The sequence below is a fragment of the Actinoallomurus rhizosphaericola genome (assembly GCF_024055675.1).
Classification (GTDB): Bacteria; Actinomycetota; Actinomycetes; order Streptosporangiales; family Streptosporangiaceae; genus Actinoallomurus; species Actinoallomurus soli.
This window is the reverse complement of the sequence record NZ_JAMXMW010000021.1, coordinates 136,576-148,870: the sequence shown is the minus strand read 5'-3', so window position 1 is coordinate 148,870 and position 12,295 is coordinate 136,576. Positions and strand designations below refer to the sequence as shown.

Below are 12,295 nucleotides of genomic sequence, written 5' to 3'. Positions count from 1 at the left end.
CGGTCGCTCATCAGCGCCCCTGGAGCCGTACTTCGAAGGCGTCGCGCAGGCCGTCACCGATGCAGTTGAACGCGCACACGACCAGCACGATCGCCAGGCCCGCCGGGAAGATCAGCCACCAGTAGCCCTCGGAGGTGTAGGAGATGCCCTTGCTGAGCATGCCGCCCCAGTCGGTCTTGGGCGGGGCCACGCCGAGGCCCAGGAAGCTGACGTAGGCGATGAGCAGGATCGCGTCGGCGACCTGGAAGGTGGCGTTGACGACGACCGTGCCGATGGCGTTCGGGATGACGTGCCGGAAGACGGCGCGGCCGTGGCCGCCGCCCATCGCCTTCATCGCCTGGACGTAGTCGCGGCTGCGCAGGGACAGCGCCTCGGCGCGTACGAGCCTGGCCGGCACGAGCCAGGACACACAGCCGATGATCAGGATCTGCACCGGCACCGTGGGGCGGAGGATCGTCGCGGTCACGAGCAGCAGGAACAGCGCGGGGATCGCGATGCCCGCGTCGACCACGCGCATCATCACCGCGTCGATCCAGCCGCCGGCGTACCCGGAGATGGCGCCCCAGACCGTACCGATCAGCGTCGCCAACAGCCCGGCGGCGATGCCGATCTCCAGGGACGTCTGGCCGCCGACCATCAGGCGGCCCAGGACGTCCCGGCCGACGTCGTCGGTGCCCAGGAGGTGGCCGCGCGTGCCGGGCGAGAGGGTCGCGTCGGCCAGCTGCGTGTGGATCTGGTCGGTGCGGTGGATCAGCGGGCCGATGAAGCAGAACACGAGCAGCAGGCCGAGGATGACCAGGCCCGTGACGGCCAGCCGGTTGGCGAGGAACATCTTCACCATGCGGCGGTACGGCCCGGCCGCCGTGGCCGCGGGCTCCTGCTCGGTGAGCATCGGGGCGGAGACTGTCATGAGTTCTCCTTCGCGGTACGGGAGGCGCGGGTCATCGGATCGATCCTCGGACGCGGGGGTCGACGAGCGCCTGGACGATGTCGGCGAGCAGCGAGCCGATGACGGTGGCGAGCGCGATCACCAGGACGGTGCCGAGCAGGATCGGGTAGTCGGACGTCTGCGCGGCGTTCCAGAACAGCAGCCCCATGCCGGGGTAGTTGAACACCGACTCGATGACCAGCGCGCCGGAGAACAGCACCGGCAGGTAGTAGCCGAGCATCGCGATGATCGGCGTCAGCGAGTTGCGCATGATGTGGAGCCACACGACCCGGCGTTCCGAGGCGCCCTTGGCCCGCGCGGTCCGTACGTAGTCCTCGGCGAGGTTGTCGAGCACCGCCGACCGCATGTACCGGCTGAACGCCGCGACCGTCGCGATGGCCCCGGCGAGGACGGGCAGGATCAGCGCACGGGAGTCGGCGAACAGCGCGCCGAGCGTCTGGGCCTGCGGCGCCTGCGGGGGCAGGATCGGGATCTTCTCGGTGAAGACGATCACGAGGATGAGCGCCAGGAAGAAGACGGGCGTCGCGTACCCGATGAACACCAGGGTGGTGACCGCGTAGTCGGTCAGGCCCCGGCGCCGCCGGCCCTGCCACACGCCGAGCGGGATCGCGATGACCAGCGCCACGAGCGTCGACAGCCCGGTCAGGACGAGCGTCTTGGGCAGCCGCTGCCCGATGAGCGAGCCCACCGACTGGTTCAGCGTGTACGAGTCGCCGAGGTCGCCGTGCAGCAGGCGGCTGAGGAACGCCCAGTACTGCTGGACCAGCGACTTGTCGAAGCCGTGCTCGTGGTTGAAGGCCGCGATGGCCTGCGGGCTGGCCTGGGGACCGAGGATGCCCCGCGCGGGCCCGCCGGGGACCGAGTGCAGCAGCAGGAAGACGATCACGGTCACCAGCAGGATGACGACGATCGCCTGCCCGAGGCGCTTTGCCAGGAAGCGGATCAACGGGGTTCCTCCGGCCAGGGTGAGGTCAGGATGAGGGCCCGGGACGGCCGGCGGCCGTCCCGGGCGCGCCGGTCACTTCGCGAGGTACCAGCGCTGCGGCTGCATGGTCGCCAGTGGGTCCTGGACGACGCCGCGCAGGTTGTTGCGGATGGCCGACACCTGGTAGGCCGGGTTCGGCATCCAGATCACCGGGAGCTGCTTGGCGAGGTAGGAGCTGTACTGCTGCATCGCCTGGGGGTCCGACGAGCTCGTCGAGTCCTTGACCAGCTTGTCGGCCGTGGGGTCGCTGTAGCTGCCGAGGTTGGTGCCCCCGTCGGTGGCGAAGATCTGCTCACCGCTCGGGTACGCCGGGAAGTACCAGCTGCCCTGGGTGCCGAAGAAGGAGAGCTGCCAGGAGCAGGTCGACTGGTTCGGCTTGCACTCCGGGCTGTGGTCGAGGACGGAGTTGAGCGGCTCCGACTTGATCGACAGCGCGATGCCGATCTTCGACAGGGAGGACTGCAGCTCCTGCATCGTGTTGTCGGTCTCGGTGCTGCCGCTCTCGGTCAGCAGCGAGAACTTCAGCTGCGTGCCCGCCTTGATCCCGGCGCCGCACTGGTCGGCCCCGGTGCCCGGCTTCGTGCAGGAGGCGATGTTATTGGCGATCGTCCAGCCGTGCGACGTGAGCAGCGCCTTGGCCTTGTTCACGTCGTAGGGGTACGGGTTGTTCTTCTGGTCCTGGGACAGGTACTTCGACACCGGCTGCTGGGGCACCGGCCCGTACCCGGGGGCGGCCTGGTCGTGCCAGATGACGCGCGAGATCGTCGCCTGGTCGATCGACATCTGCACGGCCTGCCGGATGTAGAGCTGCTTGAAGACCGCGCCCATCTCCGGGTTGTTGAAGTTGTACGGGATGTAGGTGATCGCCCAGCCGTTCCACGGCTTGACCTGGTACCCGCTGTTCTCGATCGTCTTCTGCTGCGAGGTCGCGAGCGCCGGCAGGTAGCCGTAGTCGACGCCGCCGGAGCGCAGGACGTTGAACTCCGCCTGGGCCGAGGTGAACGGCTTGAACGTCACGGTGTCCAGGTGGGCGGCGTCGTCGCCGGTGTACTTGGCGTTCTTGGCGAGCGTCACCTGGCCGGTGGTGGTGAACTCCTTGACCGTGAACGGCCCGTCCGCGACCTTCCACAGCGGGTTGCTCGCGTACTCCGACAGCTTGCCGGCCTCGCCGATGAGGTACTTGAAGACCTTCTTGGCGCCGTCGGTCGTACGGTCGTAGTCGCCGACCTTGCCGCTCGCGTCCTCGACGTCCCATGCCGACTGCGGCATCGGCGTGACGTAGGTGAGCTGGTTGGCGGTGAACCAGTCGGGGTTGTACGCCTTGGTCAGGTCGAGCTTGAACGTCGTGTCGTTCACCGTCGTGAACTTCGCGACGTTGTCCGGCAGGTCGCCCTTGCTGTAGTTGCCCCACTGGGCCTTGTTGGCCTTGGCCAGGTTGAACCAGAACTCCACGTCCCGGGTGGTGACCTTCTGGCCGTTCGCCCAGGTAAGGCCGTCCTTCAGCGTGATCGTGACCGTCTTGCCGCCGTTGGAGTACACCGGGGCCTTGGCCGCGCCGGCCTTCTCGTCCAGTGCGACGGTGCCGCTCGACCCGTTGTAGGCGTACAGCGGCAGGAAGACGTTCTGTCGGATCGCGCTGTTGTACCCGGCCAGGTGACCGGGGGTGCCCAGCGGGAAGATCCAGTTCGGCGTGGCGTTGGGCGGCAGCGCGAACGTCACCGAACCGCCCTGCTGCGGCGTGCCGCCGGTCGCCGACGACCCTCCCTGCCCACCGCCGGACGAACATCCGGCCACGAGCAATGTGGCGGCCACGCCGAGCACCGCCAGCGGGGTGCGCGCGGTCGCCGGGAACGAAGGCGATCGTCTTCTCATCGATGCTCCTGACGGGGGGAACGGACGTCGTCCGCAGGTTTCAGCGAGTCGGTTCGGCCGACCGACCGGGGGCTTCGTTCGAGTGGCCGGTCCGGCGGGGGTCGGTGGCGATGTGGCGGTGACGATACAGCGCCCCATCGAACGAAGACAAGACCGAATCGAAACAAGTAACGCAGTCGACGCACCAGACCCGCCAGGTCACGGTCGTGTTACGCAGCCGACCGGTGGACTGCCGTCACAGCGGTTGCTATTGTCCGACCGAATCAACCGAAGTAACGTTCGGATCCGAAGCAAGTCTGCTGAACATTCGACTAAGGAGCCACCGTGTCGGCCGCGCACATCATCGGACTCGTGGCGTCGGGCCAGGCCACGTCGCGGGCCGAGCTGGCCCGGTTGCTCGGCTGGGCTCCGTCGACGGTCTCCGCGCACGTCCAGGAGCTGCTGGACGCCGGCCTGCTCCTGGAGTCCGGCGAGGGCCGCTCGCGCGGCGGCCGCCGGCCGCGGTTGCTCAGCGTCCCCGCCGGTGAGGGCGTGATGCTGGCCGCCGACCTCGGCGCCCACCACGCGCGCCTCGCCGCCCTGGACGGGACGGGACGGCCTCGGACGATCCGCGATCTGGAGATCGACATCAGCGCCGGGCCGGAGCTCATCCTGGACCAGATCATGGACGCGCTCGACGAGCTCAGCGGCGGGCGGCCGGTGCTCGGCGCCGGGATCGGGCTGCCCGGGCCGGTCGACCTGGACGGCGTCATGGTCGGGCCCGCCCGCATGCCCGGCTGGCACGGCTACCCCGTGCGCGAGCGGATGAGCAGGCGGTTCCAGGCCCCCCTCGTCGTGGAGAACGACGCCAACCTCATGGCGATGGGCGAGACCGTCCCGCGCGGCCCGGACTTCCGCGACTTCGTCTTCGTCAAGGCCGGCACCGGCGTCGGCGCGGCGGTCGTGAGCGACGGCCGGCTGCACCGGGGCGCCCGCGGCTTCGCCGGCGACATCACCCACAACCGCATCCCGGCGGGCGGCGACCGGCCGTGCAGCTGCGGCAACTTCGGCTGCCTGGAGACGATCGCCAGCGGCGCCGCGCTGGTCGCCGCCGTGAGCGCCGAGGGCGCCGACGTGAAGAGCACCGCCGACCTCGTACGCCTCGCCCGCGACGGGCATCCGACGGTCACGACCAACGTCAGGTTCGCCGGCCGGCAGCTCGGCGAGGTCCTCACCACGATCGTGAACTTCCTGAACCCCCAGGCGGTCATCCTCAGCGGCGCGCTCGCCGGCTGCGACCTGTTCGTCGCCGCGGCGCGCGGCGTCCTGTACGAGCGGTGCCTGCCCCCGACCACCCAGGACCTGGAGATCGCCGAGAGCGTCGCCGGGCCCGACGCCGGCCTGCTGGGCATCGGCCGCCTCATCCTCGACCAGGGCGTGTCCCTGGCCTCCTCCTGACCCCGCCGCCCCGAACGAAAGATCCACCCGTGAGAGCACTCCGCATCGGCATCGCCGGCATCGCGATCGAGTCGAGCACCTTCTCCCCGCACCTGACCCGCCTGGACGACTTCACGGTCACCCGCGACGACGCCCTGCTCGCGCGGTACGCCTGGATCCGGGAGCCGCGGCCGTGGTGCGCGGGCGTGGAGTGGGTGCCGCTGCTGCACGCGGTCTCGCTGCCGGGCGGCGCCGTCGACCCCGAGGTGTACGACGCCCTCGAGGCCGAGATCGTGGAACGTGCCAAGGCGGCGGGCCCGCTGGACGGCCTGTTCTTCGACATCCACGGGGCGATGAGCGTCACCGGGCGCACCGACGCGGAGGCCGGCCTGGCCGCCGCCGTACGGGCCGCCGTCGGCCCCGGCACCCTGATCTCCGCGTCCATGGACCTGCACGGCAACGTCTCCCGCGAACTCGCCTCCACGGTCGACCTGATCACCTGCTACCGGATGGCGCCACACGAGGACGCCTGGGAGTCCCGCGAGCGCGCGGCGCGCAACCTCGTGACCCGCCTGCGCGACGGCGGCCGGCCGAGCAAGGCCTGGGTCCAGGTGCCGGTCCTGCTGCCCGGCGAGAAGACCAGCACCCGCATCGAGCCCGCCAAGAGCCTGTACGCCCGCGTGCCCGAGGTCGAGGCGATGCCCGGCGTGCTGGACGCCGCGATCTGGGTCGGGTACGCCTGGGCCGACGAGCCCCGCTGCCGGGCGGCCGTCGTCGTCACCGGCGACGACGAGGCGACGATCACCGAGCAGGCGCGCGGGCTGGCCGAGGCGTACTGGAGGGCCCGCGCGGACTTCGCCTTCGTCGCCCCCACCGGAAGCCTCGCCGACTGCGTCCGGTCCGCGATCGACAGCGACGCCCGGCCGTTCCTGATCAGCGACTCCGGTGACAACCCGACCGCCGGCGGCGCCGGTGACGTCTCCGCGACCCTGGAGTACCTGCTCGGCGTCGAGGAGATCCGCCTCGGGAAGGTCGGCGCGATCTACGCGAGCATCCAGGACCCCGAGGCGGTGGCGGCCGCGTTCGCCGCCGGGGAGGACGCCGAGGTCGTGCTCCGCGTCGGCGGAAAGATCGACTCCGGCCCGGCGGGGCCGGTCACCCTCGCCGGGACCGTCCAGGCCCTGCGCCGCGACGACCCGGTCGGCGGCGACATCGCCGTGATCCGGACCGGCGGCCTGCGGGTCATCGTCACCGCCCGCCGCAAGCCGTACCACGAGATCCGCGACTTCACCTTCCTCGGCCTCGACCCGGCGGCGACCGACCTGGTCATCGTCAAGATCGGCTACCTGGAGCCGGAGCTGTACGACCTGGCCGCCGACTGGCTGCTCGCGCTCACCCCCGGCGGCGTCGACCAGGACCTGCTCCGCCTCGGCCACCACGGCGTACGGCGGCCGCTGTTCCCCTTCGACTCCGACATGCCCGACCCGGATCTGACGCCTGAGCTGCTCTGATCCACCTCCCCCGCGAAAGGAACCGAAACGTGCGTTACGAGATCTGCCTGGAGTCCGCCGACGGCGTCGCGGCCGCAGCGGAGGCCGGCGCGGACCGGGTCGAGCTCTGCGCCGCCCTCCTGGAGGGCGGGATCACGCCGAGCATCGGGATGGTCGAACAGGCCGTCGCCCTCGCGGCCGGCCGGATCAAGATCCACGTGATCATCCGCCCGCGCGGCGGGGACTTCGTGTACGGCCCGGCCGAGGCCGCGGCGATGCTGCGCGACATCGAGGCGGTCAAGGCCGCCGGTGTGGACGGCGTCGTCATCGGCGCCCTGACCCCGGACGCGGAGATCGACACCGAGCTGTGCGCGCGGCTCGTCGAGGCCGCCCGCCCGCTCAGCGTCACCTTCCACCGGGCGTTCGACGTCACCCGCGACCCCGAGGCGGCGTTCGAGGACGTCATCGGTCTCGGCGTGGACCGGCTGCTCACCTCCGGCGCGGCCCCCTCGGCCCTGGAGGGCGCGGACCTGATCGCGCGCCTCGTCGAGAAGGCCGCCGGGCGGATCATCATCCTGCCGGCCGCCGGCATCAACGAACGCACCGCCGCGCGCGTCGTCGAGCAGACGGGCGCCGAGGAGCTGCACTTCACGGCCTCGGAGGACCGGCCGTCGTCGTCCCGTTTCACCCGGCCGGGCATCTACATGGGCGGGGCGCTCTACCCGCCGGAGACCGTCCGCTCCGTCACCACCACGACGCGCGTCCAGAGCATCATCGCCGCCGCCGGCTGACCGAAAGGCCCCCACAGCGACCGAAATCATGCACACTGCAGGGGATGAAGATTTCCGACGGCGAACTACGGCGTATCCGGCTCGGCCCCAGCGAGGATGACGACGATGAGGGCCTGTTCCTCCTCCGCGTGTTCTTCACGGCGGCCGACCCGGAGGCCGTGATCGCCCGTGCGCGTGAAGTGCTCGGCTGCGTTCTCGAGCGGGTGGACTCCTGGCCGCCGGACGAAGAGTGGCCGAAGATCCTTCCTTCCTGGTTCGTCGAACGGTTCGCACCGGAGCTCACGCCTCCCGCCCCTGCGCCGATCTTCGATCCCGCGGCCAGAGCCGCCGCCTGGCTGCAGATGTGGCAGTCGGCGACTCCGGTCGAGGAGACCGCTCCCGACAAGACGGACGAGGCCGAAGAGGCGGACGAGGGCCCCGGGAGCCTTTCGGACTGGCTCTTCCACTTCGACCCGAGCGAGGAAGAGGGCGGCGGCGACCGGAGCTGGTGGTGGTGGGACGCCGGAATCGACGCGCTGGGCACCGGCTGGATCGACGTCGCCACCCCCCGGCTGCCTTTCGGCACCGAGGCCCTGTACCGGCTGATCGAGGCGAGCGGCGGCGCGAACCCCGGCTACTGATCGCGCCCGTCACCCTGCGGAACACACGGTGAGGTCTTCGCAATCTTCGTGAAACACGAAACACGCGGGTAACACGCCTGTACTCGACCGGAAACGTGGGCTGGCGACCCTTCCCAGAGCCGCCCGGGCATCGCCCGGGCCGATCGGGAGGACGACACACCGACATGCCGACCGGATTCGATGCCGGCGACACCGCCTGGCTGCTGACCAGCACCGCACTCGTTCTCATGATGACGCCGGGCCTGGCGCTGTTCTACGGCGGCATGGTCCGGACCAAGAGCGTGCTCAACATGCTGATGATGAGCTTCGTCTCGATCGCCGTGGTGACCGTCGTCTGGCTGCTCGCCGGCTACACGCTCGCCTTCGGTCCCGACCTGGGAGGCTGGGGGCTGCTCGGCGGCCTGCGGTACATCGGCATGCACGGCATCGGGCCGAGGAGTCTCACCGGGCACGTACCGACCCTGATCTTCGCCGCGTTCCAACTCGCGTTCGCCGTCATCACGGCCGCGCTGATCAGCGGGGCCATCGCCGATCGGGCCAAGTTCGGCGCGTGGGTGGTCTTCGTCGCCGCCTGGACCCTGCTGGTCTACGTACCGGTGGCCCACTGGGTCTTCGCGCCCGGCGGCTGGATCCTCACCCGGCTGCACGCGCTGGACTTCGCCGGGGGCACCGTGGTCGAGGTGAACTGCGGGGCCTCCGGTCTGGCGCTCGCGTTGCTCCTCGGGCCGCGCCTCGGCTTCAGGAAGGAGGCCATGCGCCCGCACAACCTGCCGCTGGTGCTCCTCGGCGCGGGCCTGCTGTGGTTCGGCTGGTTCGGATTCAACGCGGGCTCGGCGATGGGCGCCAACGGCCTGGCGGCGGCCGCCTTCGTCAACACCCAGGCGGCCGGCTGCACCGGCATGCTGGGCTGGCTGGCGGTGGAGAAGCGCAGGGACGGCCACGCCACCACGCTCGGCGCCGCCTCCGGCGCGGTCGCCGGCCTGGTCGCCATCACCCCGTCCTGCGGCTCTGTGGGCGTCTTCGGCGCGCTGGTGATCGGCCTGGTGGCCGGTGTGCTGTGTTCGTACGCGGTGAGCTGGAAGTACCGCTTCGGCTATGACGACTCCCTGGACGTCGTCGGGGTCCATCTGGTCGCGGGCGTCGTCGGCACCGTGCTGATCGGCGTCTTCGCCACCGCGGTGATGACCGGGGGCGCCGCCGGGCTGCTCTCCGGCGGCGGAGGAGGCCAGCTGCTGAAGCAGATCACGGCGGTGCTCGTGGTGGGCGCCTACGCGTTCACCGTGACGTACGGCATCGGGAAGCTGATCGACCGGATCATGGGCTTCCGTGCCTCGGCCCAGGACGAGCAGGCCGGCCTGGACCTCGCCGTACACGCCGAGAGCGCCTACGACCACGGCGTTCTGGGACACGGCACGACACAGAACGCCACCCGGCGCCCGGCGACGCATCCGGACAGGACCCCGGCCCCCGAAGGCTGAGCCGTGACGTTCTCCGGCACCGGCCGCCTGGACGCGGCCCGTGCGTGCCCTGTGTCGAGACGGGCGATGGCGGCCCGCCGCTCCCACGGGCCGCCATCGGGTCTCGATCCGGTCAGTTCTTGAGGATGCAGAGCACGCCGCAGGCGATCGCGGATGACGGGTCGGTGGTCGTCCGCGGGAAGTCCGCGGGTGCGTTCACCGGGACGTACGACGCGGTGACGGTGTTCTTGAACGGCAGGAGCAGCAGGAACGTCGAGCAGTAGAACCGCTTCGTCTCCCCTGCCGCCAGGGTGAACTCCCCGGCCGCCGCCTCACACGACGACTCCTTCGGGTCGTCGAGCGTGACCTTCGCGGCGTCCAGCGGGCCGGTGTTGGTCACCGTGATCCGCCAGTAGGCCGTGCCCAGCAGCCCGAGCAGGCCGCCCGGCGTCTGTTTGACCCACGGGCCGCAGCCGCACGGACCGCACTTGCTCGCCGTCGTCGATGAGCAGATCTCCTTGTTCACGCTGACGTGGGGCATGCAGGCCGAGCCCGGCGTGATCCAGAGATCGACGGTGTTGGACCGGAGATCGCCGGTGGTGTCGGAGCCGGTGGCGGTGTTCGACACGCCGGTGACCGTGCAGGTGTCGGTGACCTTGGTCTGGAAGCAGACCTGAGGCGCGTCACCGTGGAAGGCGACCACCAGGGCGGGATGGTTCGTACTGGTGAAGTCGCTCCCGTTCTTCAGCACCAGACGGGTGGTGACGTTGATGGACGGATGGGCCGAGGCGGAGATGCCGGACAGGTCGAGCGTCCCGTCCGCGCCGAACGACGGAGTCGCGATCGTCGTCCCGTTGTCGGTCACCGTGGCCGTGGAGGCGGCCAGGTCGACGTCGGCCACATTGATGTTCTCCAGGCGGGCGTTCTGGTAGCCCTGCACATGCCCGGTGCCGCCGTCGCAGTAGTACGCCGACGGCGTCATCGTCACGCTCGCACCGCTGTGCAGGCACGGCGTCCTGGCGGTGTCCGGGTCTGTGGAGAACAGCACACCGGCGTCGCCGAGGCCGAACAGGCAGCCGCTGGTGGTGTCGTAGGCGTAGCCGTAGTCCCGCGTCGCCCCGCCGTTGACGGTGGGGTGCGTCGCCGGGAGCGGGAATCCGGCGCACGCCGCGCCGGCGGTCCAGTCGTGGCAGACCGTCGCGCCCGCGACCGAGCCGCCCCAGATGCCGAAATAGCTGCGCAGATGCCCGTCCGACGTGGTGATCGTCGCCGGGCTGAACGCCTGCGCGCCGCTGGGCAGCCCGTCGAACTCCGTGGGCGCGGTGACCGCCGTACCGCCGAAGTCGAAGCAGGCGGACCTCATCGCCGGGCTGGTGACGGTGGCGCACACGCGGTCGGCGTGGCCTCCGGTGTCGTACCCGACGTAGGCGTTGTAGGAGTACGAGCCTGCGGGGCCGACGGCGTGCGGCGTGGTCCAGCCGTCGCACTTGGCCTTGGTGCCCGGATCGAAGCAGCCGATCGCCGGCGGCTGCTGGCCGGCCGACGAGTCCAGCGGCGACGACGACGCGAAGACCTTGCCGTTCGCGGTGACCATCCAGCCGAGGTAGTCGCTCCTCGGGGTGGCCGGCCGGTCGCCGTTCGGGGGGACGATCGCGGCGTACGGCTGCCCGGCGCACGGCTGATGCGAGGCGATCACCAGGCACAGCACCTGACCGGTCGAGGCGATGCCGTACAGGTCACCGTCGTGCTCGACCAGGCCGCCGATGTTGTTCACGCTCGACGGCGAACCGCCCCGGTCGATGAGGGGCCGGTATCCGCAGTTCGCGCGTGCCTCGAGGTCCAGGCAGGCGACACCGACCGTGGTCGACGCGAACGCCGGGTAGTACACGACGTTGGCGTGATCCGGGTCGCGGATGATCTGCTCCATCGACGCGGTCGCCAGGTCCGACGTGGCGCCGCTGCCGAGCGGGCCGGGAGCGGCGTTGATGGGCTTGGGCCACGGCCCGCCCGCGCACGCCTGCCCGGTGTTCAGGTCCGTGCAGACGACCACGGCCGCGGGAGCGCTGGAATGGTGGAACAGATTCCAGGCCTCCACCTTGCCGCCCGCCCGGTAGAGGATCGGAGTGTAGCCGTCCCCGCCGGTCGCGGTCGCGACGGACTGCAACGGCGGAAGCAGGTCCGCCGAGAGATCCGTGCCGCCCTGCCGCGCGGAGGGGTTGCCGGCCCGTACGGCCGTCGTCGCCGCGCCGGTGTCACTGCCCTGGAAGGTGGTGCCGTCCGTCGACCAGGACCGGGACCATCCCGGCGGTACCTTGAGCGAGCCGGGGACATACGTCTGGGCACTCGACGCGCCATTGATCGGGTCGGTGATGGTCGCGGGCGCGGGCGCCGTGGACCCCTTGTTCGTGTAGTCGACCACCCAGTTGAGCACGTCGCCGTGGCCGGGCTGAGCGGCGCCCGGATGGGTCACATTCTGTGCGCTCTTGTGGAGGACGGACGAATCGGCTGCGGGCGCCGGTGCGGCCGAAATCCCGATGAACGTGCCGGTGATGAGCAGTCCGGCGATCGCCGTACAGCCCGCCCGAAATGCGCGCGATAATGTGGATCTCCGCATGGTCAGCTCTCCCCACCCGTTGACTGAAACGCGATGTATGGCGGAATGCACCCCGTCGAACTGGATCCTCGGCAAATGTCATCGAAGGTCCGGTGTTCGAC

Annotated in this window: 9 protein-coding genes; 5 read left to right on the top strand and 4 right to left on the bottom strand. The window is 70.5% G+C overall.

Going from position 1 to position 12,295, the window contains the following annotated elements; genetic code table 11:
• Positions 1–10: 10 nt before the first annotated feature.
• The 3 genes from NE234_RS35985 to NE234_RS35975 all read right to left on the bottom strand — a co-directional run bounded on the left by NE234_RS35985 (position 11) and on the right by NE234_RS35975 (position 3,806).
• Complete coding sequence (locus tag NE234_RS35985) at positions 11–910, bottom strand: ABC transporter permease (RefSeq protein WP_252785413.1); 900 nt, start codon at positions 908–910, stop codon at positions 11–13.
• Between the two features lie 31 nt (positions 911–941).
• Positions 942–1,895 (bottom strand): ABC transporter permease, encoded by a 954-nt coding sequence (locus NE234_RS35980; RefSeq protein ID WP_252785412.1) that lies wholly within the window; start codon positions 1,893–1,895, stop codon positions 942–944.
• Positions 1,896–1,967: 72 nt separating this feature from the next.
• Positions 1,968–3,806: a peptide ABC transporter substrate-binding protein gene (locus tag NE234_RS35975; RefSeq protein WP_252785411.1), complete on the bottom strand. Its 1,839-nt coding sequence runs from the start codon at positions 3,804–3,806 to the stop codon at positions 1,968–1,970.
• 324 nt (positions 3,807–4,130) lie between these two features.
• On the opposite strand from NE234_RS35975, the gene NE234_RS35970 reads away from it, so the two are divergent.
• The 5 genes from NE234_RS35970 to NE234_RS35950 all read left to right on the top strand — a co-directional run bounded on the left by NE234_RS35970 (position 4,131) and on the right by NE234_RS35950 (position 9,601).
• Positions 4,131–5,243 (top strand): ROK family transcriptional regulator, encoded by a 1,113-nt coding sequence (locus NE234_RS35970; RefSeq protein ID WP_252785410.1) that lies wholly within the window; start codon positions 4,131–4,133, stop codon positions 5,241–5,243.
• 29 nt (positions 5,244–5,272) lie between these two features.
• The gene (locus NE234_RS35965; protein WP_252785409.1) at positions 5,273–6,733 is read left to right on the top strand and encodes a M81 family metallopeptidase; all 1,461 of its coding nucleotides are present in this window, start codon (positions 5,273–5,275) and stop codon (positions 6,731–6,733) included.
• A 29-nt stretch (positions 6,734–6,762) separates the two neighbouring features.
• The gene (locus NE234_RS35960) at positions 6,763–7,503 is read left to right on the top strand and encodes a copper homeostasis protein CutC (protein WP_252785408.1); all 741 of its coding nucleotides are present in this window, start codon (positions 6,763–6,765) and stop codon (positions 7,501–7,503) included.
• Positions 7,504–7,547: 44 nt separating this feature from the next.
• Positions 7,548–8,123 carry a hypothetical protein gene (locus NE234_RS35955; protein ID WP_252785407.1) on the top strand — a complete coding sequence of 192 codons (576 nt, stop codon included), beginning with the start codon at positions 7,548–7,550 and terminating at the stop codon, positions 8,121–8,123.
• Between the two features lie 164 nt (positions 8,124–8,287).
• On the top strand, positions 8,288–9,601 hold the full coding sequence (locus NE234_RS35950) for an ammonium transporter (protein ID WP_252785406.1): 1,314 nt from the start codon (positions 8,288–8,290) through the stop codon (positions 9,599–9,601).
• Positions 9,602–9,713: 112 nt separating this feature from the next.
• Here NE234_RS35950 and NE234_RS35945 read toward each other — a convergent pair whose 3' ends face one another.
• Positions 9,714–12,050 carry a DUF7617 domain-containing protein gene (locus NE234_RS35945; RefSeq protein ID WP_252785405.1) on the bottom strand — a complete coding sequence of 779 codons (2,337 nt, stop codon included), beginning with the start codon at positions 12,048–12,050 and terminating at the stop codon, positions 9,714–9,716.
• Between the last annotated feature and the right edge of the window lie 245 nt (positions 12,051–12,295).